General features: G+C 46.3%; 24 protein-coding genes. 10 read left to right on the top strand and 14 right to left on the bottom strand.

Annotated elements, in window-relative coordinates; all coding sequences use genetic code 11:
- Nucleotides 1–419: 419 nt before the first annotated feature.
- The gene (locus tag VNM22_14930; GenBank protein ID HWP48457.1) at nucleotides 420–2,114 is read left to right on the top strand and encodes an FAD-dependent oxidoreductase; all 1,695 of its coding nucleotides are present in this window, start codon (nucleotides 420–422) and stop codon (nucleotides 2,112–2,114) included.
- Nucleotides 2,115–2,302: 188 nt separating this feature from the next.
- Here VNM22_14930 and VNM22_14925 read toward each other — a convergent pair whose 3' ends face one another.
- From VNM22_14925 to VNM22_14875, 11 genes are all read right to left on the bottom strand, one after another.
- The gene (locus VNM22_14925) at nucleotides 2,303–4,084 is read right to left on the bottom strand and encodes an adenosylcobalamin-dependent ribonucleoside-diphosphate reductase (protein HWP48456.1); all 1,782 of its coding nucleotides are present in this window, start codon (nucleotides 4,082–4,084) and stop codon (nucleotides 2,303–2,305) included.
- A 51-nt stretch (nucleotides 4,085–4,135) separates the two neighbouring features.
- On the bottom strand, nucleotides 4,136–4,648 hold the full coding sequence (locus tag VNM22_14920) for a hydrogenase maturation protease (GenBank protein ID HWP48455.1): 513 nt from the start codon (nucleotides 4,646–4,648) through the stop codon (nucleotides 4,136–4,138).
- Nucleotides 4,649–4,682: 34 nt separating this feature from the next.
- Entirely contained in the window at nucleotides 4,683–5,993 is a 1,311-nt protein-coding gene (locus VNM22_14915) for a Ni/Fe hydrogenase subunit alpha (protein HWP48454.1), read from the bottom strand.
- Nucleotides 5,983–6,762 carry a hypothetical protein gene (locus VNM22_14910; GenBank protein HWP48453.1) on the bottom strand — a complete coding sequence of 260 codons (780 nt, stop codon included), beginning with the start codon at nucleotides 6,760–6,762 and terminating at the stop codon, nucleotides 5,983–5,985. The genes VNM22_14915 and VNM22_14910 overlap by 11 nt, the downstream gene beginning before the upstream one ends.
- A gap of 9 nt (nucleotides 6,763–6,771) precedes the next feature.
- Nucleotides 6,772–7,671 (bottom strand): FAD/NAD(P)-binding protein, encoded by a 900-nt coding sequence (locus VNM22_14905; protein ID HWP48452.1) that lies wholly within the window; start codon nucleotides 7,669–7,671, stop codon nucleotides 6,772–6,774.
- The gene (locus VNM22_14900) at nucleotides 7,655–8,173 is read right to left on the bottom strand and encodes a cyclic nucleotide-binding domain-containing protein (GenBank protein HWP48451.1); all 519 of its coding nucleotides are present in this window, start codon (nucleotides 8,171–8,173) and stop codon (nucleotides 7,655–7,657) included. The genes VNM22_14905 and VNM22_14900 overlap by 17 nt, the downstream gene beginning before the upstream one ends.
- 36 nt (nucleotides 8,174–8,209) lie before the next feature.
- Nucleotides 8,210–9,310, bottom strand: a complete 1,101-nt coding sequence (locus VNM22_14895) for a 4Fe-4S dicluster domain-containing protein (GenBank protein HWP48450.1) — start codon at nucleotides 9,308–9,310, stop codon at nucleotides 8,210–8,212.
- A gap of 284 nt (nucleotides 9,311–9,594) precedes the next feature.
- Nucleotides 9,595–11,004 (bottom strand): ammonia-forming cytochrome c nitrite reductase subunit c552, encoded by a 1,410-nt coding sequence (locus VNM22_14890; protein ID HWP48449.1) that lies wholly within the window; start codon nucleotides 11,002–11,004, stop codon nucleotides 9,595–9,597.
- A 37-nt stretch (nucleotides 11,005–11,041) separates the two neighbouring features.
- Entirely contained in the window at nucleotides 11,042–11,506 is a 465-nt protein-coding gene (gene nrfH / locus VNM22_14885; protein HWP48448.1) for a cytochrome c nitrite reductase small subunit, read from the bottom strand.
- A 104-nt stretch (nucleotides 11,507–11,610) separates the two neighbouring features.
- Complete coding sequence (locus VNM22_14880) at nucleotides 11,611–12,612, bottom strand: hypothetical protein (GenBank protein ID HWP48447.1); 1,002 nt, start codon at nucleotides 12,610–12,612, stop codon at nucleotides 11,611–11,613.
- A gap of 63 nt (nucleotides 12,613–12,675) precedes the next feature.
- Nucleotides 12,676–13,611 carry a universal stress protein gene (locus VNM22_14875; protein HWP48446.1) on the bottom strand — a complete coding sequence of 312 codons (936 nt, stop codon included), beginning with the start codon at nucleotides 13,609–13,611 and terminating at the stop codon, nucleotides 12,676–12,678.
- A 644-nt stretch (nucleotides 13,612–14,255) separates the two neighbouring features.
- On the opposite strand from VNM22_14875, the gene VNM22_14870 reads away from it, so the two are divergent.
- Both VNM22_14870 and VNM22_14865 read left to right on the top strand, forming a co-directional pair.
- The gene (locus VNM22_14870) at nucleotides 14,256–14,705 is read left to right on the top strand and encodes a hemerythrin domain-containing protein (protein HWP48445.1); all 450 of its coding nucleotides are present in this window, start codon (nucleotides 14,256–14,258) and stop codon (nucleotides 14,703–14,705) included.
- Between the two features lie 51 nt (nucleotides 14,706–14,756).
- Nucleotides 14,757–15,323 (top strand): hypothetical protein, encoded by a 567-nt coding sequence (locus VNM22_14865; protein HWP48444.1) that lies wholly within the window; start codon nucleotides 14,757–14,759, stop codon nucleotides 15,321–15,323.
- 40 nt (nucleotides 15,324–15,363) lie between these two features.
- Here the strand turns inward: VNM22_14865 and VNM22_14860 are convergent, their stop codons facing one another.
- The 3 genes from VNM22_14860 to VNM22_14850 are packed head-to-tail and all read right to left on the bottom strand — an operon-like array spanning nucleotide 15,364 to nucleotide 19,768.
- Nucleotides 15,364–16,581 (bottom strand): HlyD family efflux transporter periplasmic adaptor subunit, encoded by a 1,218-nt coding sequence (locus VNM22_14860; protein ID HWP48443.1) that lies wholly within the window; start codon nucleotides 16,579–16,581, stop codon nucleotides 15,364–15,366.
- Between the two features lie 8 nt (nucleotides 16,582–16,589).
- A complete protein-coding gene (locus VNM22_14855; GenBank protein ID HWP48442.1) occupies nucleotides 16,590–18,953 on the bottom strand; it encodes an FtsX-like permease family protein in 2,364 nt (787 codons plus the stop codon).
- A gap of 50 nt (nucleotides 18,954–19,003) precedes the next feature.
- On the bottom strand, nucleotides 19,004–19,768 hold the full coding sequence (locus VNM22_14850; GenBank protein HWP48441.1) for an ABC transporter ATP-binding protein: 765 nt from the start codon (nucleotides 19,766–19,768) through the stop codon (nucleotides 19,004–19,006).
- A 585-nt stretch (nucleotides 19,769–20,353) separates the two neighbouring features.
- On the opposite strand from VNM22_14850, the gene VNM22_14845 reads away from it, so the two are divergent.
- The 7 genes from VNM22_14845 to VNM22_14815 all read left to right on the top strand — a co-directional run.
- Nucleotides 20,354–21,709 (top strand): nicotinate phosphoribosyltransferase, encoded by a 1,356-nt coding sequence (locus VNM22_14845; protein HWP48440.1) that lies wholly within the window; start codon nucleotides 20,354–20,356, stop codon nucleotides 21,707–21,709.
- A gap of 570 nt (nucleotides 21,710–22,279) precedes the next feature.
- On the top strand, nucleotides 22,280–22,627 hold the full coding sequence (locus tag VNM22_14840; GenBank protein HWP48439.1) for a thiamine-binding protein: 348 nt from the start codon (nucleotides 22,280–22,282) through the stop codon (nucleotides 22,625–22,627).
- Between the two features lie 15 nt (nucleotides 22,628–22,642).
- Nucleotides 22,643–23,191, top strand: a complete 549-nt coding sequence (locus VNM22_14835) for an HPF/RaiA family ribosome-associated protein (GenBank protein ID HWP48438.1) — start codon at nucleotides 22,643–22,645, stop codon at nucleotides 23,189–23,191.
- Between the two features lie 104 nt (nucleotides 23,192–23,295).
- A complete protein-coding gene (locus tag VNM22_14830) occupies nucleotides 23,296–23,652 on the top strand; it encodes a carboxymuconolactone decarboxylase family protein (GenBank protein ID HWP48437.1) in 357 nt (118 codons plus the stop codon).
- Nucleotides 23,653–23,695: 43 nt separating this feature from the next.
- A complete protein-coding gene (locus VNM22_14825) occupies nucleotides 23,696–24,778 on the top strand; it encodes a BON domain-containing protein (GenBank protein ID HWP48436.1) in 1,083 nt (360 codons plus the stop codon).
- Between the two features lie 37 nt (nucleotides 24,779–24,815).
- Nucleotides 24,816–24,953 (top strand): hypothetical protein, encoded by a 138-nt coding sequence (locus VNM22_14820; GenBank protein HWP48435.1) that lies wholly within the window; start codon nucleotides 24,816–24,818, stop codon nucleotides 24,951–24,953.
- Nucleotides 24,954–24,984: 31 nt separating this feature from the next.
- Nucleotides 24,985–25,383: biotin/lipoyl-binding protein (locus tag VNM22_14815; protein ID HWP48434.1), on the top strand; the 399-nt coding region annotated here is incomplete at its 3' end.

Genomic DNA, 25,383 nt, shown 5'->3' with positions numbered 1-25,383 from the left:
CTCAAGTGAAAGTCCATAACCGAGAGTTTCAAGACTTTGGCTAACTCAGGAGTTATAGTAACTCCTCCGATGATCCCCATCCAGGGTCGAATTACCCGTCGATTTGTAATTGACTGGGCTGCTTCTCCCTTCACCGTATTAGTGGAAATGGCGAACCTATCAAAAAAGCCCTTCCTGTAGTAGAGAACATAGCCGTGTTTCCAATAACTTCTCCTCCTTGAGTTGATCAAAGGACCTTCACTGTTCCAATCCAAAGGATTACCAATGGCAATGATTCGCTGTCCGATTCGAAGCTTAAAAGAATTTGGTACGTTTATTGAAGTAAGTTATGGCAATTAAGTTATGGCAATTTATAATGCCAATATTACTTACGTTTTCTAAAGAAAAAACATCTGATAACTGGAGGAAGGTCTATGGATATGAGCAAGAAGCGCATTCTCATCGTTGGGGGTGTTGCAGGAGGGGCAACCTGTGCAGCACGGGCCAGACGTCTCTGTGAACAGTGTGAAATCCTGATCTTTGATCGAGGTCCCTATGTATCCTTTGCTAATTGCGGCTTACCCTATTATGTGGGGGATGTCATTACAACGGAGGAAAATCTACTGGTAGCAACACCGAAACTTTTCAAGGATCGATTTAATATTGAAGTTTATACAGAAACCGAGGTTACCCGTATTGATCGATACCAGAAAGAGATTGAAGTCCGGGATCTCAAAACCGGTAAGATTCGCCGGGAGCCTTATGACGCTTTAGTACTCGCAGTGGGTGCACAACCCATACGGCCTCCGATTCCCGGGATCGATCTCCCAGGTATTTTTGCACTGCGAACCATTCCAGATAGCCGGAAGATTCGTAAGGCGGTGGAAAATGCTTCTCAAGCCGTTATCGTAGGGGGTGGGTTTGTTGGATTGGAAATGGCCGAGAATCTGGTACGACGAGGTTTATCCGTTACCATTGTAGAGATGACCAACCAGGTTGTGCCTCTCCTTGACCCCGAGATGGCGACTTTTGTAGCTGCGCATCTCCAGACAAATGGAGTGAACCTGCGCCTCAACAGCCGCGTAGAGGGTTTTTATCCACGTTCCCAAGGAGGTTTATCCGTCCATACTGCGTCAGGAGACAAAATCGATACAGACCTTGTGATACTGAGTGTAGGGGTGCGCCCCGAAACTTCTTTAGCAAAAGAGGCTGGATTAGTCTTAGGTGAGCACGGGGGCATTCGAGTAGATGATCAGATGCGGACCAGTGACCCAAATATTTGGGCGGTAGGTGACGTGGTGGAAGTGCGGGATGTAATTACCGGTAACTGGCAACTGGTTCCTCTGGCAGGGCCTGCTCATCGACAGGGGCGTATAGCGGCAGCGGCCATACTGGGCCGTACAAATGCCGATATACACTTTCGAGGTGTACAGGGTACGGCTGTCTGTGGAGTCTTTGGTCTCACTGTGGCAATGACGGGTGCAAGTGAAAAGGCTTTAAAACGTGCAGGAATAAAAAACTACCAGAAGATTTACCTGCATCCGGGTAGCCATGTAGGGTATTATCCTGGTGCAAAGCCGATCCATATCAAACTGCTCTTTTCTAAGGATGATGGCCGCATATTGGGAGTGCAGGCCGTGGGTGAATCGGATGTGGCCCGACGCGTCGATGTTATTTCGATGGCTATCCAGATGGGTGGAACAGTCTATGACCTGGAGGAAGCTGAACTTTGTTATGCCCCCCAATTTGGAGCTGCCAAGGACCCGGTCAATCTGGCTGGAATGATCGCCGCCAACCATTTACGAGGTGATCTACCTTTAGCCGATTGGGAAGAGTTAAACAAGGTAGATGTGCAGCTTATTGATGTACGAAGCGTAGCTGAGTACGAAAGGAGTCATATCGCCGGGGCCAAAAACATCCCTATCGATGAATTACGGAGTCGGCTGGGAGAATTGTCAAAGGATCGAGAAGTCTGGTTAGTGTGTGGAGTGGGTCAACGGGCCTATTATGCTACCCGTGTTCTCTTACAGAATGGATTCAAGGTCAGGAATCTGTCGGGTGGTATGCAAACCTATACAACCTTCAAAAATATCCTCTTTGTAGGGGCACACGGCCGTGTGCCCCTACGTCTATAGTTAAAATCCGCCTGTTTCCCTCTTCTCACCCCTTAGGGATAAAAGGGAAAACAACTGCCTATCGACTCAGGTGGCGGGAGTTCAATAAGGATTTATGTAAAAACCTGGAGTAGGAGCAGTTTGAAACCTGCCCCTACCCTCTTACGACTTCAACAGATTGAATACTGGAAATAATGTCCAGGCCTCCGTCATACCCTGCATTCTTCGGGATCACATTTGGATGCGTGATCATAGTGGTGTGCCTTTTCATTGACACCCAACTCGAGGACTTGTGTCGATTTACTTCCGTAGCGATAAATGGTGATGCCTTTTAAACCCAGTTCCCAGGCCCGCCAATAGGCACGAGCCACATCCTGGGGGGTGGCGTCTTGGGGTAAATTAATTGTCTTGGAAACAGAGTTATCGACGTGACGTTGAAAAGCTGCCTGAATCTGAAGATGTCGTTCGGGAGGTATCTCCAGAGCCGTTGTAAACAGCCTTTTGAGTCCTTCAGGTACTTTTTCTATATCCTTAAGCCGACCTTTTTCCAGAATTTTCTCAACGATTTCTTCTACATTTAGACCATAGCGTTGGAGGTACTCAAGGAAAATAGGATTGATTTCGCGGAGTGTCTGATCGCCCAATACATGCTTACGTTGGTAGGCCAGTGCAAAGAGGGGCTCGATACTCGCACTTGTGTTGGCCAGGATGCTGAGGGTTCCAGTCGGTGCGATGGCCGTACATGTCGCATTTCGGACTTTTATGCCCCTGGTCTCGTAAATACTCCCCTTCCAGTTTGGAAAAACCCCACGTTCCTCAGCAAGCTCCTGAGCTACCTTAAGAGCCTCAGAAGCAATGGCATGCATGATCCGCTCCGCTAATCCGACAGCCTCCTCCGAATCATAAGAAATATTAAGTCGGATGAGCAGTTCGGCAAAGCCCATTATACCAAGACCAATCTTGCGGTTACCCCGTGTCATGCGTTCAATTTCAGGAACAGGATACTTATTGACCTCTATCACGTCATCCAGGAAGCGTATGGCTTTTCGTACTGTATCGAGAAGCTTTACCCAATCCACTTCGACATGGTCATTGTACTCGCGTACCATACGTGCCAGGTTGATGGAGCCCAGGTTGCAGGACTCATAGGGTAAGAGGGGGATCTCTCCACAAGGGTTAGTTGCTTCGATCGAGCCAAGATGAGGGGTAGGATTGGCACGGTTGATCGTATCCAGGAAGAGCAGGCCAGGATCCCCAACCCGCCAGGCTGCCTCAACGATGGTGTCGAAGACTTGTTTGGCCCTTAACTGACCCACTGGTTTTCCGGTACCAGGATGAATTAGGTCGTATCGCTGATCCTGCCGGACAGCTTTCAAGAAGGCATCTGTAACGCCTATGGAGATGTTGAAATTCTGCAGGCTGGTTCCATCGAGCTTGGCAGTGATCAACTCCAGGATATCGGGATGATCCACGCGTAAGACTCCCATATTGGCGCCTCGCCGCTTCCCTCCCTGCTTGATATATTCGGTTACACAGTCAAAGATCTTCATAAACGAGACCGGTCCCGACGCTTCACCCCCTGTAGAGGCTACCACATCCCCTTTGGGCCGCAGTTTAGAGAAAGAAAAACCTGTTCCCCCACCCGTTCGTTGAACCAGGGCCATCTGCTTAATGGCTTCAAAGATCCCTTCCATTGTATCTTCCACCGGTAGAACGAAGCAAGCGCTCAACTGCCCCAGCGGTACCCCGGCATTCATCAACGTGGGACTATTGGGTATGAATTCCAGGGATACCAGTAACTTATAAAATTCGTCCTGCCAATAAGCAGCTTGCCGGGCATTGCCCAGCAGAAGTTCAGCATGGGCAATAGCCCTGGCGACCCGCTCAAAGAGCTGTTCCGGTGTCTCAACGATTCGGCGTTGCGTATCACGCCGAAGGTAGCGGGCTTCTAAAACTCGAAGCGCATTTTCGGAAAGCTTAAGGGTCCTCATAGCTCCTCTTGAACAGCTTCGAAATTCAAAACATTCGAAGAGCAAACCTTCTTAGGTAAGGTTTTTGCTGTGCATGTTTGGTAACAAAAGGGGTTGAATCTCGCGTAACACCTGTTTTACTACTTCCTGGGCAGCCGCTTCAACTTCCGAGGAAAATCCCAGACCTGCAGTGAAATTTTTCCCTTCGATACCATAAACGATGAGGTAAGTTGGAAGTTGATGAAGGGCTCTAGCAAGCTCAATGGCTTCAGGAATACCAAGGGCATGGGTTGAGTGGTGAAAAAACTTTGCAGGGATTGATTGATTACGGGCATCAAATCGATAAATGGTTCCTGGCATAGCACCAGAACATATCGCATCGAAAAGGATGACCCTATCAACGCCTTTCCATGCCTCCAACAGGGTAGTTCCTTCCCCTGTTTCCTCCATGACCTTGATACCAGGTAAATTTAGAGCCTTGAGTCTACAGGCAATTTCGAGTCCAATTCCATCATCGCTGCGGTATTTATTACCGATACCGATAAGAAGAATAGGAGATTCGAAATTTGAAATTTGCGATTCCATGGTCCTTTCACAACCTTACCCAGATTTGTCTTACTTATTCTTGCTCAATGTTAAGTTTCAAAAAATGCGTTGCACATGAAATACAGGGATCGTAGTTACGTATGGTTTGTTCGCATTGCTGTGTGAGCTTTTGTTTAGGTAATTCGATGTTTTTTGAAACAAACTGATAGAGATCCCTTTCGATAATTTTTTGATTCTGAGAGGTTGGGGGAACAATTTTTGCGTCGAGAATGGTGCCGTCGTCGTCAATGCGATAGCGATGGTAGAGAATGCCACGGGGTGCTTCTGTACAGCCATACCCTGTGGCTGCACGCGGTTGAACCTCCACCGCAGGTTTTTCTGGCGGTTCATATTCTTGAATAATGCGTAAGGCTTCATCGCAGGCGTAGAGGATTTCTACACTACGAACGATAATACTCTGAAAGGGATTACGGCATACTGGCGAAAGTCCGGCTGAGCGAGCTGCATCTTGAGCCAGAGGAGAAAGACGATGAAAATTCAGGTTATAGCGAGCTAACGGACCGACCAGGTAAGGGCGACCTGTCAAATTATCTGAACCTTGTTCCTTGAGTACGGAATGCAGGGCATTGGAATGGGGTACATGTTCTTCGACAAAGTAATCATCGTAGTTGCGTATAGCGATATCTAGGCCCTTATTGGAAACGAGCCGGCCTTCATTGAAGGGGTATTCTTCAGGATGCTGAAGGGCGACGAATTCATAGTCCTGCTCAAATTCTGGGAAGGGTAAGGTTGCAGTCCAGCGAACTGTTTCAAAGGCAGCATTTCGGGCCCATTTGAGCCGTTCCGCAAGCGGCTTCAGTTCTTGCTTTGTTGGTACCTTGTAGAATCCCCCGACCCGTACATTGATGGGATGGATCTCTCGTCCACCGAGATGGGTTACAATTTCGTTTCCAACCTTTTTCAGTTGCAAGCCACGCTGGACGATCTCGGGGTAGTCCCTGGCCATATGAATAGCACTTTCATAACCGAGGAAGTCTGGGGCATGGAGCATGTAGACATGAAGCGAGTGGCTTTCTATCCACTCTCCGCAGTAGATAAGTCGCCGCAGTGCACGGAGTTGTCCGTCGACCACAACACCCAAAGCATCTTCCATGGCGTGCACAGCACTCATCTGATAGGCGATAGGGCAGATACCACAGATACGAGCTGTAATATCCGGTGCTTCCGTGAAAGCACGCCCTCGCAAAAATGCCTCAAAAAAGCGTGGTGGTTCGAAAATCTTTAATTTGACATCTACAACGGTGGTATTCTTGATCTTTACATACAAGGCTCCTTCTCCTTCAACCCGGGCAAGGTAATCTACTTTTATTGTTCTACTTTTCATGAACCTCACTCTCCTTCCGGAACGCTTCTGCGTAAGCATTGAATCCACGGAAGACTCGTAGAATATCTTGTTCCTTTGCTCCCAGACGACTCCACCAGGCGCTTAATGAAGCTGTATTTGGTGTCTCCATAGGCCCGAAGCATCCGTAGCAGCCACGGTAGTAGGCGGGACAGATTGCACCACAACCTGTATGGGTTATGGGACCAAGGCAGGGTGTGCCATGGGCAACCATCACGCAAACAGTTCCACGAAGTTTACACTCTATGCAAACGCTATGCGCTGGGGTATTTGGCTTACGTTCCTGCAAGAAGGCACTGATAACCTCAACGAGTTGTTTTTTATTAATGGGGCAACCACGCAGCTCAAAGTCAACGAAAACATGGTTGGCAATGGGGGTCGATTTGTCAAGTGTTTCGATATATTCCGGTCTGGCATATACCACAGAGATAAACTCGTTGATATCCTTAAAATTACGCAGGGCTTGAATGCCTCCAGCCGTGGCACATGCACCGATTGTAACTAAAAACTTTGAGGCCTGACGTACCTGTTGAATTCGTCGGATATCCAGGGGAGTTGTGATGGAGCCTTCGACAAGGGAAAGATCATAAGGACCTTTTACCACAGCCCGCGACGCTTCAAGAAAGTATGCAATCTCAACCTCATCGGCCACCGTGAGCAGCTCATCCTCACAATCGAGGAGGCTCAACTGACAACCATCACAGGAGGCGAACTTCCAGACAGCAAGTTTTGGTTTACGTTTTCGGGTCATAGAGGCGGTTTAAATTTCCCGTTTTCCAAACCATTCTTGGATGCGGTCATAGCGAAACACTGGACCATCCTTACAGATGAAAGTAGGTCCGAACTGGCAATGCCCGCAAAAGCCAATAGCACACTTCATATTACGTTCCATAGAGATAAAAATATTTTCCTTTCCTACCCCATGCTTCTGAAGTTCTAAAATCGTGAAACGCATCATAATCTCGGGTCCACAAATCAGTGCTATGGTTCTTAACGGGTCAAAGGATATCCTTGGAATGAGTGTTGTAACCACACCTACGTTACCGTGCCAGGCACCCCTAGCCTGATCCACTGTAACCTGGACCTCAAGATCGAAACGTGCTCGCCATTGTTCGAGTTCACGCCGGTAAAGAATGTCTGCAGGGCTGCGAGTACCATAAAGCAGGATGATCCTCTTATAGTTTTCCCGTTGAGAAAGGAATTGATATAAGGCCGGACGTAGGGGGGCCAATCCAATACCTCCTGCCACCATAACGATATCCTTCCCTACCGTTTCTTCCATGGGCCAGTGACTCCCGAAGGGACCCCGCACTCCCAGTACGTCCCCCCGCTTTAGTTTACCCATAGCTTTCGTCACTGTTCCGACCGCACGGGTTGTATGTACAAATCGGGGTGGAGAGACTCCCACCTTACGTGGAGTAGGATTACCGCTAATAGAAATCGGTACCTCACCTACACCAAATATATATAGCATATTGAACTGTCCGGCAACAAATGAAACCCCCTTCGCTGCTACCTGTTGTTCACTGCTCATTGGCTCAAGTTCAAGCGTGAAGGTATCATGGGTTTCTTGCCGTACCCGTTGAACGCGATAAAGATCGGGAAGCATCGGGTCAGGAAGGTTTGTCGTTGGCATCGATCTTTCAAGAATGAAGGCCATAGATATCCAAAAGTTGCAACCTGGTAGCTTGGAGCCGCTGGATAACAATATGGGCCACACGCTTCACCAATTCATAACCCAGGTCATGGTCCTCTTCACACTTGGTACGAAGGCATTCCCCATCGAAGGCAATAGCTCGCAGGGGTTCAAGGACTCGAGCATCGAAGTGCCATCGATAGGGTGGAAAGAGCCAGGACCAACCAAGGACTTCACCTTCTCCAAGAGTCTGGAGGGTGATGGCTCCTCGTTCAGGAGAAAATACCTCAAGGGCTACTTTGCCCTGGCGCAGGAGGTAAAACTGGTTGGCCTCTTCTCCTTCGCGGAAGATAAACTGTCCGGAATCAAAGCGCACATTGGACGCACATCCAACAATCAGTTGAAGATAACGAGGTTCAAGACCCTTAAAGAAAGGATGCTCAACTAAAATGGGTTCAAGGGTTTGCATGGGATAACCGGGAGTTGGAAGCCTGAAACCTGGGGCGGGATATCCCTCACGCTCCAAGTACGGGTGGGAGGCCTCCCACCCCTACATTGCTTTCTATTCCCTTCCACGAATAGCACGGACCTCTTCTGTAATGTCAATGGCAACAGGACACCAGGTAATACACCGTCCACATCCGACGCAACCTGAAGTGCCAAACTGATCAATCCACGTAGCCAATTTGTGGGTCATCCATTGACGATAGCGAGCCTTCGAAGAGGACCGGATGCTACCACCGTGAATATAAGAGAAATCCATTGTAAAACAGGAATCCCACTTCCGCCAGCGTTCGGCATGTTCTCCCGTCAAGTCGGTAACATCTTCTACGGTAGTACAAAAACAGGTTGGGCATACAAGGGTACAATTACCACAGGTGAGACAGCGACTGGCCACCTCGTCCCAACGAGGATGTTCATAGTTACGATAAAGCAAATCTTTGATATCGGTGGTATCCAGAGTCCTGCCCATCTGTCTGGCAGTTTTCGCCACAATATCCTCAACCTTAGCCTTTTCTTCCTCCTCCGCTTCTCTATGTGGAACCTCACGGAGAATTTCCGCACCCCGTTCTGTCCCCACCTCCACTGTAAAGCAATGGTGATTATCTTCCAGAATTTCGGTCAGAGCCAAATCGAACCCAAAAGTTGCTCTCGGTCCTGTATTCATCGATACACAGAAACATGTACCACCGGCTTGTCCGCAGTTGACTGCCACGGTAAAGATATTCTCGCGTCGCACTTTGTAAACCGGATCAGTATATTTCCCGTTTATGAAAACTTTATCTTGAATGGCCATGGCGTGCAGCTCACAGGAGCGAACACCAATAAAGGCAAACTTGGGCACTTCCTCATCCTCTGTAATAAACTGGAAACTCTCCCCATCGCGCTTAGCTCGCCATAGGCGCTGAACAGACGGATACAGCAGCTTTTTCCACGAGTGCGGACCCACGGTATAACCAAAGACGGCTTCATCAGCACGCTTCTTGAGACGATAAGTCCCTCCATTTTGTTCGTCTGTCCATCCAATAGGCAAATCAGCAGTAGAAGTTAACCCGTCATACACAATGGCTCCATCACGAATCGTAGGCCCAATGAGGTTAAAGCCTCGACGCTTCAGCGTATCAAAAAGAATACCCAATGAATTTCGATCTATGATTTGCATGTTTAATTGACATAATAATCATATTAGGTTTATTTAGCAATTAATATTATGTTTATTTAACGGTATCCGTATCAATTTCTTACAAAAATCGTCTTACGATTTTCATGCTTCGTAAGGTCCTAAAAGGTCATGACCGTTTAGTAGGGGGAAAAGAAACACCCCCCCCCATCCCCCCTCCAGGGGGGACTTCAGCAGCAGCAATCCCACGTCAGTCCCCCCCTGAAGGAGGGATGGGGGGTGTTCAGACAGAAAAAGTGACAGCTACTAAATTGTTACAGTTCCATTTAATGACCCATATCCCGGAGTGCGATCTGTCCTTGCCGAGAGAAGTTAATCGATTTGCCTAAAATCCGCACTGCCTCTTGAGGGGCATGGAAGCCCGTTGAGTTTTCTGCTTCTACAAAGTCAAGTAGAAACTGGGCTTTGCGTTGAAAATCTCGAGCAACTCCCAATTCCGCATCGCTCTTGCCCGACATGCGAGCCGTTTTTATATCACCGATCAGGTCAACCAACGCATCCATGGCCAGGTTACGCATCTGGAAGGTTCGCTCCTGAATAGTTTCCACCCGTGCTTTGAGTTCAGCTTCGGGCCATTTGTGACAGGTCTGACAGGCCCGAGGGATGTTCAGAAGCGGACTGCGTACATGGTGGTCACTGATCTTCAAGGCACCTTCCCGTTTGTAAGGCATGTGGCAGTCAGCGCAGGCTACTCCTGAACGTGCATGGATACCCTGATTCCACATCTCGAACTCCGGGTGTTGCGCTTTGAGCACCTCTGCGCCTGTATCGGCGTGAATCCAATCCTTAACTTTTTCGTCATCATAATAGGCCAGAATTTCCTCTACCTTCAGCCCCCTGGCCCACGGATAAACCAGACGCTTCTCCGGCCCCTTGAAGTAGTACTCGACATGGCATTGACCACAAACAAAGGTACGCATCTCCTGGCGTGTTGCCATGGTGTTTACATCATAATCCTTAATACCCTGAGATGCCTTGAGGAGACGAATTCCTTCAATAAACCCCGGTCGCGTCACCCGAAGTTGCAGGGTATCAGGTGCGTGACAATCGATACAAGCAACTGGATGCCTCACCAGCTTCCTGGCTTCATGATAAGGCATCTGATTCATCTTCTCAAAACCTTTGATAAGGTCGCCATCTCCAAGCCTCTTATAGGGTACGTAAACCGACGCATGACAGTGAAGGCAAGTTCCGGGTTGCGAAGCCACCCGTTGACGTTCGGTGTAAGTCTGGTCCTCAAGCATGTAAGCATGACCCCGATCCTCCCGAAAATCCCTGGAAAAGGCGTATCCAGCCCACATTATCTTTAAGCGAGGGTCTTCTTCTAATCGGGATTGCGCAACCACTGAACGAGGATCCACGTCGGTAGGGGTTCGGGGTAGGGCTTCACTTCCACCAAATCTTGTGCGGACCTGATCTACCGTGCGAAGGTAACCATCATATTGCATGGGGAAGTTTTTACCCCAAAGGGCAGGATCTTCCGTCTCATCGGTAAGTTCAACCACCCGATAAAACGGATTCTTTGCTTCCTGTTTACGCTCCAGGATATTAACCAATAACGCAACCCCTCCTGCGGCAACTAAAGCTGCTACAAGCACCGTGATTAGAATCAACAAAACACGATAACTACGTCGAGGGTTGTCAGGTAAAGGAGCATTGTCGGGAATCTGGGCCATTTTTTTACCTCAAAAAATCTCTACCACTCCAGACCTTTCATTCCAGGTGTCCTACCGAATTATGGCAACGTACACAGGATAGCCTGATGTTTCCCGGATAAGGTCCTTCCATGGCTTCTACAATGTCTTGATGACATTTCCTGCAAGCATTCTCGGTAATCTCCAGGTTATGGGACTTGATCTGTAGAGGTTCTGGAAATCGTCCGGTCGTAAAAGCCAGGGAGTGCCAGAATCCATTGGAAGCCTTGGTGGCATACTTCTCAAAGAAACCAGAAGGAGTATGACAGTCATTGCAAACCGCTACAATCCGATGGCTTGATTTAATCCATCCATTATAATGCTCACGCATAATATGACAGTTTGCACAGGCCTCAGGGTTATTGGTCAGATAGGAAGTCCCCTTCGCATAGAGGAAGGTATAACCCCCAACCCCGGTAATAAGGCCAATCGCCATCCCAAGAATGATTCCTTCCAGAGTAGGTCCTTTCAGGAATTTTCCCATACCGGAGCCTATATACCGTAATAGATCCCTTATCTTCTGTGAATTTAACGGGACCAAGAAGATAAAGCAGTCGATTCGTAGTAAATTCCCGCTGTTTTAGTTTTTTATCTCACGGCATATAAAATAAAAGTGTTTATAACATAAACTCCTAAAATACCCCGGGAATCCCAAGCAAGAAAAAGAGGCTTCTTAGTGGTTTTATAAGTCAAACCAATAATTACAATAGCCGTCATGGTCATGGCAGAAATTGCGGTAGAAATGTGGTTTCCTGATATACTTGAAAGAAGTGGTCCCTTTGCATAAAGAATATCGTCAATTGCCAGTATAACACCAAGGTTAAAGAGGTTGCTTCCGAAAATGTTCCCAAACGCCAGATCTATGGCTCCGATTTTGACGGCAGCCAGAGAAACAACCACTTCAGGAAGTGAAGTGGATACAGCTATAAGGATACTCCCCACAAAAGTTTGACCAAGACCGGTAATTTCAGCAATCCTCTCTCCCAGATGAGGCAGGTAGGTAGCCGCTCCTACTATTGTCAAGGCATTTAATGTAAACAGAGTATAAGCCCTTGATTTAGAGATGTGTTGATGTTGTAATTCTTCGGCCATCTCTTTGACCAATTTAGCTATATGCCTTTTTTCATGCAGGAAAATCATCCTCATGGCCAGCAGATAAATGGTAATAAAAAGCAAACTATATAGGCCCATCCAACCTACGGAAGGAACTCTTACACCGGCAAAAATACTGATACCTCCAAGCCCGAGCAAAAGTATTCCAAAACCTGCCGAAAGTATGTGTCCGTGGTGTGCCCTTGTAGAGATGGGTAGAGAGCCCCCTAGACCGTCAAGGATGGGAATAATGAGAATATTAAACAGACAACTACCTAGAACATCTCCTGCTGCAATATCTGGAAGACCAAAAATAGCAGCCGAGCTTATTCCTGTAATGAGTTCGGGTAAAGAAGTGACAGAGGCCAACAACATCACCCCAATCCAGGTCCTTCCCAAGCCTGTTTTTTCGGCAATAATATCCCCGTACTTTGAAAGCTTCACCCCGGAGAAGAATATGAGAGCAGTACAAACTATAAATTGGAACCCCAGAACCATGGATTATTCTTCCTTAGATTTAGGTTTAACCGACTTTCTCAGTTCTTTACTTCCTCAGCCCAATTACGAAGATTTATCACGCGGACGATGCAACAACACCGGCACGGGAGCACTCCGCAACACCTTGTCGGCAACACTCCCTACCAACAATCGGGTTAAACCTCCATGCCCATGGGTCTCCATGGCAATCAGATCACTCCCCTGCTTCTCGGCTTCTTCAAGGATAGCGAGAGCCGGTTGATAGTTGAAAACTATCTTGGTCTGGACTTGAAGCATTCGCCCACGTAATCGTTCAGCTACTTCCTCCAGATAATGCCGGGCATCAACCTGGAGGAGCTCTAACAACTGCTGATCAACCCCAACCGAATATTCGGGTGAGAAGTTAGCCGGTAACATCAACTCTATAACCCGTAACAATGTGTAATCGGCCTGCGTTAATCTACCCAGAGTTATGGCAGGCTCCAGTATTTTTTCAGACAGCGTAGATCCGTCCAGGGGAATCAGGATATGCTGGAAGATTTGATCCCGGGAAATATCTGGAGTTTCTTCCCCTTCCCTGGGTCGTACCAACAGGATGGGGACCGGTGCTTGTCGTACCAACTCATCGGCAACGCTGCCCAGCCAGAACCGACTCAATGCGCCACGTCCATGGGTGGTCATTACCACCAGATCTATGTTTTTAGCCATCACATAATCCCGCAGTACTTCGGCCACCCGCCCAACCCACCCTTCAACCAGCGTAGAAGTAACAGGGACCTTGGGATCCATTGCCAGACGTTTGATTACTTCATCGAGATACGCCCGCTCATGCGCTTTGTTCTCAGCCTCTAACCTGTCATCTAAAGTTGCCAGGTCGTCCACATATCCTATTGCCACGGGCATGTGTACAGAGACCAGGTGAAGGGTTGCACCCGCCCGGTGTGCAATACTGCGGGCTATGGGCAAAGCATGTTCTGCAAAGGTAGAACCATCGAGGGGTACCAGGATAGATCGATACATAGCTATACTCCTTAGACTTAGAAGACAGCAGGTGTTAGGTGATAAGTTGTCCCCTGTCTTCTACTTTCTGTTTTATCGGGATGAGAGGTCTTCGCCCTAGACTCTCGTTTTAATAAACATTCCCCGGAGTTTTTATTAGATTTAAGATCCTCCACGTGAGCGGGTTGAGGTCTAATCTTTCGACCGGGTAACTTTTGTCATGACCATCAAAGAAGATTTCACTTCCTCATTTTCTAAGAAGCTATCGCAATGGATATGCCAGATTTCAATACCTAGAAATGGCGCAAAGTATCGTAGTAAAAATTATTATAGATTAAATAAAATAAAAGTAAAGATCTCCCTGGATGTTTTTTTGTCTTAAAATCTTACAATACTTTTAAAAACATCTTATCTGAAAAACAGATCAAATAATGTCAGAAATCAGGACAAAAGACAGATTTTACTGTTTAAGAATCATGGTTTGTTAATGGGAGGTAATGATCGAATTCCTCAGGTTGATTACATAGGATAAAAGTTCGAGAAATAAAAAAACGTCTGGTACAATTATTGTAAATAAAAGACCAAGGAATTAATGCTCGGAGGGTATCAACCAGATCTACATCTTGGATAAATTTAAACCCCATGAAATGAAAGGAGATCAGATTATGGAATTCAAGATTCCCCAACCCTTAAAAGAGGAACATGAGGAGCTTCACTCAGACCTTGTTAAAGCGACTAAGGCAGGTGGAAAGACTGGGGATGCCGCCAAAGCGGTCGCAGGAGTATTACATCCTCATTTTATAAAAGAGGAAGAATACGCCTTACCACCCCTTGGATTATTGATAGTCCTGGCAGAAGGGAAGGTCACCCCGGAAATGAGGGACGTTCTAACCATGACGGATAAACTGAAAAGGGAACTTCCTCAGATGCTGGAGGAACACAAAGCGATTGTGGGCGCATTGGAGAATCTGATGGAGGCAGCAAAGAAAGAAAATAAGATAGAATATGTCCACTTTGCCGAAAAATTGATATTACATGCACGGACTGAGGAAGAGGTTTTGTATCCTGCAGCCATATTGATGGGTGAATATTTGAAACTGAAGCTCAAGGGGTAAGATAATGCTGACGGTTTTAGTTATCTTAAATTAAATTAGAGGAGGAAAATTATGGAAACGAACGAAAAAGAGGTTTATCAGAAGAAGATGGAAGCTCAACTTAATGAATTGAATGCCAAAATCAATGAGTTGAAAGCGACCGGGGAAAAAGTTGTGGAGAAAGTGAGAGCTGAGCTTAACGAGAAGATTGAGGCATTAGGTCCCAAGCAAGAAACTGCACAGAAGAAGTTGAAAGAACTGAAAAAAGCGAGTGGTGAAGCCTGGGAAGATCTCAAAGCAGGTATGGAGAAAGCTTGGGAGGAATTAAAAGGTGCTTGGGATCTTATGATGCTGAAATACAAACAAGATTATCAAAAGATGGTAGAAGCTAAATTAGCTGAATTCGGTATTCATATAGATGAGCTGAGGGCTAAGAGTGAAAAAATAGGGATGGAAGTGAAGGATGAACTAAACAAGAGGGTCGACGACTTACTTAAAAAAAAGGAAGTTGCCGAGAAGTACCTAGAAGAACTGAAATCGGTTGGTACGGAAGTTTGGGAGGATATAAAACCCAAAATTGATGCGGCTGTTGAGGCTTTAGAGAAGGCTTATCAGCAGGCACGTTCTCGTTTTAAATAATCTGTTGGAAGGGAATTATCTGAACTAAGGGATGAATAACCTACGTGGAGCCCTTGCGAGGGGTCACAGCAACTCCATCCTTGATCTTGTCACTGGGATACACAATTACCTGATCATTCAGGTTAAGCCCATCAAGTACTTCTGCCTCAAGACTCCCCCACTGTCCGATCTTGACGGGCTTTAACTTCGCTCGTCCTTCAACAACGAGAAAGGTAGCCCAATCTGGTCCATTTCGGAAGAGAGCGCTGACCGGAACCTTGAGTACATCTTCCCTTTCCCAGATAACAATGTGGGCTTCAACCCTATAGCCATCTCCCAGAGCGGCCCTATTTTCAGGGGAATCCACAAAATCGATAATGACATTTACTCGTTGTTCTTCTACTCCCAGAGCAGAAATTTTGGTAAAAGCAGATGGTTCCACCAGTCGAACCACACCTTGAAGTGAATACTCCCCTCCCCAGCGTTCTATTATTACCCTATTTCCTGGTCTAATCTTTACAGCATCGCTAGAAAGTACATCTACTACCAATTCCAGGTCGTTGGGATCGCCCAACTCCATAAGTGGCGTCCCTGGAGCCACCACAGCTGCACTTTCTTGAAATACTCGCAAGAGTCGGCCATCAATGGGCGAATAGATATCAAATCTCATTCTATCTTCATCCTGACCATCCATTTGAGGTGTTGGTTGAAGTAGTGCAGCACGAGCCTGCTCCAACTCGAAGCGTGCAATCTCCTCGGCGAATTTGGCCGATTTAAATTCTTCCAATCGAGTTCGGAAAAGAGTGAGTGCTCTGTCAAGTTCCTGCCTGGAGATCACACCATTTTGAAAAAGCTTCTCAGCTCGCTCCTTTTCGGACTCGGCCAATTTGAGTTCGGCTTGGGCTCGTCCAAGCTGGGGGCTAATCTGTTTAAGAGCTGCTTCGGCGGCTTTCACCCGTGCAATACCTTCGGTACGTGTCCGCTCATCCAGTAAGGCAGCGGGACTCGGTCTAATCCTGGCTAGCAGGGTCTTTCCAGCCTGAACCCTATCACCGGCATGTATTTCAACCCGAAGCAATTGCCCCGCAAGGGGTGCGGATACCACGTAACGCTCCTTGATTCGTGTTTTCCCATCTTCATCAATGGTTATGCGCAATGGACCCCGTATAACAAACGCTAAATCAACGTCCACTGGTTTAGGTAAAAATGCATAAATAATCACTGTCAAAATAGCGAGAATGACTCCAATGTAGAACAGATTCTTTATCGAGAGTTTCATAAACAATTTTATTCTCTTGCTTTCAATACAGCAATCAGATCCAGGTGATCCAACTTTCGTCGTACAATCAATCCGGAAACAAGCGCTGCAATCATAACAACCGTAGCTGAAAAGGCGAAGGTAGAAGGACTTACAACTAAGGGAATACGATAAATTTCGGTATCAAGGGTCAGCGTTGCCAGAGCGGCAAAGCCATATCCCAGAATGAGTCCAAACGGCATAGCTATGAATGTCTGAACGGCGAGTTCTCCCAGAAGAATAACCGATACTTCCCTTCGGGTGAAACCAAGTACCCGAAGGGTAGCCAATTCTCGACTCCGTTCCGACAGAGAGATCCGAACTGTGTTATAGACAACCCCAAAAGCAAGGATGGTCGCAAAAAGGATATTGAAAACCTTCATGAGAAGTAGATTTTCTGCCACGGTCTCTCGGAAACTTTCCAGGGTTGCTTTTTTTACAGTTACACTTGCAATCCTAGGTATTGTCTTGAGGGTTTTGTAAAGTTCTTCTATACGGTTGTCATCGACCGCCAGAAAAGCACCTGAAAGGGTTTTACCTTCCTGCAGGAGCTGATGGAGGGCATTTGCAGTCATATATGCAGAAAGACCCGAGAAATCAGAGACCAGTCCGGTAACAACCACCTCACGAACTGGCCGTTCACCTTCCAGGACTTCTACAAGAAGTGTCTCGCCTACTGGGACCTCAAGTAACTCTGCGAGCTTTTCAGAAAGAACCAGACCTTCAGGGGGTAAGAAAATGACGTGCTGATTCTTGTCTAAGATGCGATATAATCCCCTTTCCGTTTCAAGTCCCATGATTGAAACGTGACGCGAGTGATGTCTAAACTGTAAACGAACAGGTACTGTTCGAAAGGGTTCACTGTAAAGCACACCCGGAAGATGATTTATTTCATGGAGTGCAGGTGCGGAAGCCGGTTCAATAAATGTCACCGTCATATCTTGACGCTTCGAAGCATGGAACTCAATCTCCAAGACATAATCAAGGGCATCTTCTGTAAAACTTCCGAGTACTAACACTGCAACGGCCATTGCAATCCCTAAACAAGATAAAAAGGTTTTTAGGGGCTGTCTTTCTAGTTGCCGAAGGATCATCCGTTCCCCCGGAGAAAACAGGCGTTGTAATCCACTTCTTTCGATGAGGGTTGGCCTGTACACGGCAGGTGGCTCTGGATGCATCGCTTCGGCTGGAGGAAGTTTCATGGCTCGACGTAATGCGCCCATAGTTCCAAGCACTGCAGCCGCAATACTAATTAACAGGGCCAGTAAGACGACTCCGATTTTGAGATGAAATTCAAATATCGGAAAACGATAAAAGCGGGTGTAAAGCTCGGTTAGATTTCGACCCATCCAAACCCCAATCCCTGTTCCAAGACCAACCCCAAGTATGACCAACAGACCAACCAGTTTAAGATAGTGCCAGCCGATTTCGAACCTTGTGTAGCCAAACGCCTTGAGTACAGCTATCTGCTCGCGCTGTGTACTGATGAGTCGAGAAAGCATCACATTTAAGAGAAAAGCTGCAACAGAAAGGAAAATCACCGGCGCGACTAATCCCATACCTCGAAGCTGTCTAATTTCATCTGTGACATAGCGGTGGGATATCTGCTCTGAACGTCCATAGGCTCCAACTCCTCCATAAGGCTTGGTTAAATTATCGAGACGTTTTATAACTTCAGGTTCAGAGGCACCCCACATCAAAGAAAGCGCCACATCGTTAAACGCACCTTCCATATCAAAAGCTGCTGCAAGTTCGGTATACCCCATCCAGAAGACGCCAAAGCGTTTTATATCCGGTAAAAAATCTCCCGCTCGAATCTGAAAGATGTATTCAGGTGAGAGTACCACCCCAACAATTTTAAGCTCTTCCCTCCGACCATTAAGGATAGCCAGGACTTTATCACTCAGGCTAAAATGGTGAGCTTCAAAAAATGCTTCACTTACAAGAACTTCTCCTCGGCTTCCTGGTTCAATATAGCGACCTTTCCGAAGGTAAAGTTCATTAAGGCCTGGTGTTGGTCTTTCAGGTATTGAGATGAGTCGTCCTACGGCCGGTTCCATCAATCCTTCGATATCGAGGGTTACTTCTACCACGATCCTTGTCTGAACCCGAGAAACTCCAGGGATTTCAGCAATACGTTCAATAAGAGAGTTTGGAGCGCGCTTTAGATGGGCAAAAACATGGGCAAAGCGATAACGTTCGTAGTAAATTTGCTGAGTCCACTTCAGAGATTCAAGGGTACTTAATGACATGACAAAGGTAGCTATTCCGGCCGCAATTACCAGGGAGATAGCCAGGGCCTGTCCCTTCATATGAAGGAAATCGCGTATGAGTTTTCGGTTGAGAATAGGCATGTATTCTGATTTTTTAGCCTCCTTTCTTCGCGGGGAAAAAATTTATATATTTACCATATAAGCTCCCTGGCGGCTATTTTTTGAGTATTTTGGTGTATACCGGAGATCTTTCCCCCTGAAAGGGAAATCACCCGGTCTGCCATTCGAGAAATGATGGCATTATGGGTAATAATGGCTGTGAGGGTTCCCAATTCGCGATTGACCCGTTCAATGACCTCTAAAACCATGACGCCTGTCTTAACATCCAATGCGCCTGTGGGTTCATCACAAAGTAACACATTGGGGCGTTTTACGATGGCACGAGCAATAGCCACGCGTTGTTGTTCCCCTCCAGAAAGCTGGGAGGGAAAGTGATCCATACGGTCACTAAGACCAACCAGATGAAGAACTTCCTCCGGTTTCATGGGATCTTCGGCTATTTCGGCCACGAGGGCTACATTCTCCCGTGCAGTAAGGCTGGGGATAAGATTGTAAAATTGAAAGACAAACCCAACATGCTCCCGACGATATAGTGTGAGCATCGAATCATCATAGGTTGTCAAATTGTGATCCAAATAATGCACGGTACCCCTTGTGGGTACATCCAAACCTCCAAGAATATTGAGGAGTGTAGACTTTCCACTTCCTGAAGGACCAAGTAATACGACGAGCTCCCCTTCAAAAAGATCCAGGTCGATACCCCGAAGTGCATGTACTTCCACCTCTCCCATCCGATAAACCTTGGTGAGGTTCCGTGCTTCAAATACGACTTTCTGACCAGAAGAAGTCAGCACTTTAATCTTATCCGTCGTGGGTTCATTTTTTGAGTAGCTCATAATCTCAATTTTCACCTTTCCAATAGTTAAAGCGTCCTCTGCCTTTGTTTATATGAAAAAAACAGCAAGCTATATACCAGACTCTCAAATAATACGGTTCTTTACTTCTTACCAGGTAAACAGACAAAAGTCATTTCGTATTAATTTCTGACATTCTTAAATAGATTCATAGAAGTAAACTTTTGGCTGGATTGTAAGATTTTACGACAAATATCGTTGAAGATAAAAAACAAGAAGCAATAACGCTTTTCTATTGCCGGACAAGATGTGGGTAAATTTTAATAAAATCCAGCTATACCCTTGCAGTTTTTAAATATTAATTCACGAAGGATCATGAAAGGTTCAGAATCGGCTTTATCCTGTATTTTCCAAAATTGGTATACGTATTGCTTTATTTTCTTATCCAAATCCTACCGAATCAGGGCTCCAGAGGAGCCGTTTATGCGGTTGGTGTAGAAAAGGTTCCTGATGATCAAACCTATGAACCTGGAACTGCGATATTTCGATATTAAAATCTTTCGATATTAAAATCTAAAGTCTAGAGCAGGAAAAAGACTCTAAGCTCTAGGCTCTACATTCATTCCCATGATAGATCTACAATCGAGTGTTCTGTTAACCGACCTATATGAGCTGACCATGCTCCAAGCTTATTTCGATCAAGGAATGGAAGATATAGCTGTTTTCGAATTCTTCTCCCGTAAATTGCCATCCAGTCGGGGTTTTTTGATGGCGGCTGGTTTGGAACAAGTTTTGGATTACCTGGAGAATCTTCACTTTACCCCACCAGAATTAGAGTGGATAGCCAGTAGTGGCCGTTTTAGTAAGAGCTTTGTGGATTACCTGGAAGGATTACGGTTTACCGGCGATGTCCATGCCATGCCGGAGGGAACCATCTTCTTTCCTGATGAGCCTATCTTACGTATTACGGCTCCTCTACCTCAAGCCCAGTTAGTAGAGTCACGTTTGATTAACCTTCTTCACTTTCAGACTCTGATTGCCTCCAAAGCTGCGCGAATGGTTTTGGTAGCCCCTGGGAAGTTATTGGTGGATTTCGGAATGCGCCGCGCCCATGGTGCTGAAGCAGCCCTGCTAGCAGCTCGAGCGAGTTATCTGGCCGGGCTTTCTGGTTCGGCAACTGTCTTGGCAGCGCCTCTTTTCGGAGTTCCGGTATATGGGACTATGGCCCACTCATTCATCCAGGCCCATGAGGATGAAGTAAAAGCCTTTGAAAACTTTGCTCATTCTCAACCAGATAATGTGGCCTTACTGATCGATACCTATGATACCGAAGCCGCCGCCGAAAAGGTCGTAGCTTTGGCGCCTCACCTTAAAAAAGAAGGTATTTCCATCAAATGGGTCCGCCTGGATAGTGGAGATCTGGCGGATCATGCTCGAAAGGTGCGTCAGATCCTGGATAAGGGCGGACTTACAGAAGTTCGCATTTTCGCAAGTAGCAGCCTGGATGAGTATACCCTACGAGAGTTTGTATTAGCCGGAGTCCCCATAGATGGATTTGGTATTGGTAGCCGGTTGGACACCTCCTCCGATGCTCCATATCTGGACTGTGCTTACAAGCTCCAAGAATATGCCGGACGCGCACGGCGTAAGCGCTCGGAGGGTAAGGCGACCTGGCCGGGTCGTAAACAGGTTTATCGTTACCTGGGAACCGATGGTCGTATGAGGTACGACGTAGTAACCCTCGAAGGAGATATCCAAGAGGGAGAGGCTTTAATTCAACCGTTTATGTTAGCGGGTCGTCGAATAAACCCCCCAATTCCACTTTCTGATTTGCGTAAACGGGCTGCTGCAGAACTGGCACGTTTGCCAGAACATTTGCAAGAGCTTAAGAATGAACCTCCTTATCCGGTAAAGATATCTCAAGCTCTCCAGGATCTAACCAGAGCCGTGGATGCAGAAATATTTCTTCCTAAGATTACATAAAACCACTCTGTGTGATGAATCTGAACTTATCATAGAGGAAGTCTTGATATGAGAAACCTGCTTAACAAAATTGCAAATCCTTTTGTGAAGTTGATTTTACATTCACTTTAGTTGTTTTTGTCTTAATTTCTGACACCTCCTGGATATCCCTCGATATTCCCCACAAATCTGTGGTTTTTGCCAATGTTGCAAATTTTTGTCTTAACTTCTGACTTTAGCTAATCGGCTTTATAGATAAGGACCATAGAATTGTGTGGGATTTTCTAGGTGTATACGGTATAGCGCATATTCTGTAATAAGAAGGTTTAATATTTATTCACTGTAAAAATGTTGCCCAATTACATAGGATCAATCCTTATAATCACCCTTTAGTGGGGTATTTAGAAGAGACACCCCGGTCGTTTAGGCGATACTTCGGTGGGGAAGTGGTCTGAGTATACGATACTCAGATTTAACCCGGCCTCTGTAAGCCTCAATTCTCTAACATGCTACAAGGGTATTTTTATCTCTGGCATATCAATTGCGATACCTCCAGGTAAAAAGAGGCTTTCAGAATAAGGAGGAATTAAGATGACTGTAAAACTAAACATCACACCAGTTGGAAACCTAAAAGGTGTCAGTATGAGCGGGCTTTTAGCGGAAGTTTTAAAGGTTGTCAATGGGAGTAGTTTAAAGTACCAGGTTACCTCCACCGGAACGATTCTCGAAGGGTCTTGGCAGCAAGTGTTTTCTCTTGTAGAGAGGTATCAGGAGGTAGTAAAACACCGAATAGGACCTGTTATTACCCATATTACTATTGATGATCAGATAAGAAAAAAAGAATTAAGGGAAGATGAAGCGGTTGTTATGGAGAAGAAGATGGAAAGAGAATTGAGAACTTGCGGTTATCAACCGGTACACGGGGAGTACTGTCCTTAAAGAGGGGAGGTTATCATGGAAATTCCATTGCAAATCAGGGCCCACAATGTTTCTCTTTCTGAAGCGGATGAGAAAATAATCCGTGAGAAGGTGGCCAAGTTGGAAGAGTTCTACGACCGGATTATAAGTTGCCGGGTAACCCTAGAAGCTCTAGGTCGACACCATCAGAAGGGAGGACCTTATAACGTACGTATCGATATAGGTGTGCCCGGTGCAGAACTTGTAATTAATCGTGAACCTCAAGAGGATCTCTATGTAGCCATCCGAGAGTCTTTTAATGCGGCGGGTCGCCGGTTGGAGGATTATGTACGTCGCCTCCGTGGGACCGTGAAAACCCATGAGGCAGAACCTCATGCCCGGGTTAGTAAATTGTTTCCCGAAGAAGGTTACGGCTTTTTAGAAACACCCGACGGGCGAGAAATTTATTTTCATAGAAATAGTGTGTTGGAGGAAGGATTCAAACATCTGAGAATTGGAATGGAAGTACGCTTTGTTGAAGAGGAAGGTGAAAAAGGCCCCCAAGCCAGTACAGTAAAACTTGTCGGTAAACATCAGTCGGTTTAACCCTGTAGATGAAGATTATCCTTAACCAGATACTACCCGGTAGGCACCCTGTTCAATCAAGGTTTGTTTACAGGAGTAGTGGATCTAGAATAAAAGGGTAAATTATGGAAAAAGAGTACCTCCAATACTATAATCATCTTAAAACCCTGATGGGTAAATTAGGGAAAGAGATTCCAAACCCAATGTCCGGATTTGTTCAACTCCACAAGTATGCTGTAGCTGAAGGTGCGTTGAATACAAAGATTAAAGAACTCATTGCCCTGGGTATCGGTATTGCTGTTCGATGCGATGGATGTATCGCCTATCACATTCATGATGCCCTCCGTGCAGGTGCCACACGCCAGGAGATTTTGGAGACGATTGGCGTTGCCATCCTTATGGGAGGAGGACCGGCAACGATTTATGGTTGCCAGGCCTTAGAAGCCCTGGAGCAGTTTGAAGCTTCAGGACTGAAGAATTGAACCAGCAAGCCATAAACAAGGAAGGGAGTAAGAAGGCGGTCCTATGAACGAGCAAATTAGCCGGGATGGCTGGTTGCCTTTCCTCGAGCAGTTTAGCCAGGATAATCAGGGCAGACCGGTCAGTATTGAGGTAGTAGGTCAAGAATGGGGTACGGACCTGGCTGCCCAAACTATCTCCTTGATAGCTGTGGACTTTGATCCGAAATCGGATGCTATTCTCATGACTGTAAGTCAAGGCGAAAAAACTTTCACCCATACTATTACAGCCCCTAAAGCCGTTTGGCTGGCATATACAGATAGTGGTAAAGCATGGGCGTTGAAAGTTATAGCTAAGGATAACAGTCAGACCATTTTGCGTTTTGAGGACGAGGATCCTTTGCATATCAAGGAAGAGATCCTGAGGGAAGTCAACGCAGCCTTTGAACGAGAGCCCCGTATTGACCTGAATAATTATCCTATTCGTATAAGCTTCAGCGATGGTGTCTTAACCCTGGAGGGGGAAATGGAGAATATAGCAGCCAAGAAGCTTGCGTTAGAATTAGCCGCTGCTATACACGGGATTAGCGGGATTGTAGACCGTCTACGGGTAGTTCCCGCTGAACGCATGAGCGATGATGTCATCCGTGATCATGTCTGTCAGGCCCTTATTCAAGAACCGGCCTTAGAGAACTGTGATATTCAAATGCGAATTAAAGATCAGGTAGAAACCTTGAGAAAATCTCCGTTAAAAACCGATGGGATCATCGAGGTAGCCGTAGAGGATGGGGTAGTGACTTTAAATGGACAGGTAATCAGCTTATCCCACAAGCGTCTGTGCGGAGTACTGGCCTGGTGGATACCGGGTAGTCGGGATGTCATCAACGGGTTGGAGGTAATACCTTCAGAAGAAGATAACGATGAGGAAATAACCGATGCCGTGTATCTTGTATTGGAGAAGGATCCCTTCGTAAACGCAGATCAAATCCACGTCAGTACCCAAAATCGTGTGGTTACTCTAGAAGGTCTGGTGCCCGATCAAAGTGTAAAAGAAATGGCAGAATTCGATGCCTGGTATGTCTTTGGAGTGGATAAGGTTATCAATAAACTTGAGGTCCAGACTACTCAATCAGATGAGAGTAAAAGTTGATAAAACTTTGACAAGTTGAGGCATAGGATTATCTCAGATGCCTGATCGAACGATCGCAAAGGTAACAGGTATCACTCTATTCCATCCTCCGGATATCCCCTTTGAGATGGTTTATACCGTTTCCCGCCTTAGATTAAACCCCTTAATACGTGAAGTGGTAAGGGAATATATTTAGTAGGTTTGGGCCTTTTAATAAAAATAAATAAATGAAAAAATTGATTATTACTTTATGTCTACTCATCCTAATCCTGGGAGCTGGAGGTTATTATTATTTTTTCAAGGGCAAAAGCAAGTCGGTTCAATATAAGACCACCCGTGTGGAGAGGGGGAATATTGTCACGGTGGTGTCCGCGACAGGGACTATCAATCCCGTTATCAATGTTCAGGTGGGGAGTCAGGTTTCCGGCATTATCCAGGCTCTCTATGCAGATTACAATTCTGAGGTTAAAAAAGATCAGGTGATCGCTCAACTGGACCCTTCAACCTTTCAGGCTCAGGTGACTCAGGCTATGGCCAATTTGGAGAGCGCCCGGGCCAATCTTAAAAACGTTGAGGCCGATATCGCCAACCTTTCTGCCGGGATCGAGAATGCCCAGGCGAATTTA

The organism is Candidatus Limnocylindrales bacterium (assembly GCA_035559535.1).
GTDB lineage: Bacteria > Moduliflexota > Moduliflexia > Moduliflexales > JAUQPW01 > JAUQPW01.
This window is presented reverse-complemented; position numbering and strand designations above follow the sequence as displayed.

Coding starts and splice junctions, on each gene's coding strand:
- VNM22_14860 (HWP48443.1), bottom strand. CDS start 16,581: ATGAAACTCTCGATAAAGAATCTGTTCTACATTGGAGTCATTCTCGCT.
- VNM22_14920 (HWP48455.1), bottom strand. CDS start 4,648: ATGGAATCGCAAATTTCAAATTTCGAATCTCCTATTCTTCTTATCGGT.
- VNM22_14895 (HWP48450.1), bottom strand. CDS start 9,310: ATGCAAATCATAGATCGAAATTCATTGGGTATTCTTTTTGATACGCTG.
- VNM22_14870 (HWP48445.1), top strand. CDS start 14,256: ATGGAATTCAAGATTCCCCAACCCTTAAAAGAGGAACATGAGGAGCTT.
- VNM22_14830 (HWP48437.1), top strand. CDS start 23,296: ATGGAAAAAGAGTACCTCCAATACTATAATCATCTTAAAACCCTGATG.
- VNM22_14875 (HWP48446.1), bottom strand. CDS start 13,611: ATGTATCGATCTATCCTGGTACCCCTCGATGGTTCTACCTTTGCAGAA.
- VNM22_14880 (HWP48447.1), bottom strand. CDS start 12,612: ATGGTTCTGGGGTTCCAATTTATAGTTTGTACTGCTCTCATATTCTTC.
- VNM22_14930 (HWP48457.1), top strand. CDS start 420: ATGAGCAAGAAGCGCATTCTCATCGTTGGGGGTGTTGCAGGAGGGGCA.
- VNM22_14840 (HWP48439.1), top strand. CDS start 22,280: ATGACTGTAAAACTAAACATCACACCAGTTGGAAACCTAAAAGGTGTC.
- VNM22_14925 (HWP48456.1), bottom strand. CDS start 4,084: ATGAGGACCCTTAAGCTTTCCGAAAATGCGCTTCGAGTTTTAGAAGCC.
- VNM22_14865 (HWP48444.1), top strand. CDS start 14,757: ATGGAAACGAACGAAAAAGAGGTTTATCAGAAGAAGATGGAAGCTCAA.
- VNM22_14820 (HWP48435.1), top strand. CDS start 24,816: ATGCCTGATCGAACGATCGCAAAGGTAACAGGTATCACTCTATTCCAT.
- nrfH (HWP48448.1), bottom strand. CDS start 11,506: ATGGGAAAATTCCTGAAAGGACCTACTCTGGAAGGAATCATTCTTGGG.
- VNM22_14855 (HWP48442.1), bottom strand. CDS start 18,953: ATGCCTATTCTCAACCGAAAACTCATACGCGATTTCCTTCATATGAAG.
- VNM22_14910 (HWP48453.1), bottom strand. CDS start 6,762: ATGACCCGAAAACGTAAACCAAAACTTGCTGTCTGGAAGTTCGCCTCC.
- VNM22_14825 (HWP48436.1), top strand. CDS start 23,696: ATGAACGAGCAAATTAGCCGGGATGGCTGGTTGCCTTTCCTCGAGCAG.
- VNM22_14850 (HWP48441.1), bottom strand. CDS start 19,768: ATGAGCTACTCAAAAAATGAACCCACGACGGATAAGATTAAAGTGCTG.
- VNM22_14890 (HWP48449.1), bottom strand. CDS start 11,004: ATGGCCCAGATTCCCGACAATGCTCCTTTACCTGACAACCCTCGACGT.
- VNM22_14915 (HWP48454.1), bottom strand. CDS start 5,993: ATGAAAAGTAGAACAATAAAAGTAGATTACCTTGCCCGGGTTGAAGGA.
- VNM22_14835 (HWP48438.1), top strand. CDS start 22,643: ATGGAAATTCCATTGCAAATCAGGGCCCACAATGTTTCTCTTTCTGAA.
- VNM22_14845 (HWP48440.1), top strand. CDS start 20,354: ATGATAGATCTACAATCGAGTGTTCTGTTAACCGACCTATATGAGCTG.
- VNM22_14905 (HWP48452.1), bottom strand. CDS start 7,671: ATGGCCTTCATTCTTGAAAGATCGATGCCAACGACAAACCTTCCTGAC.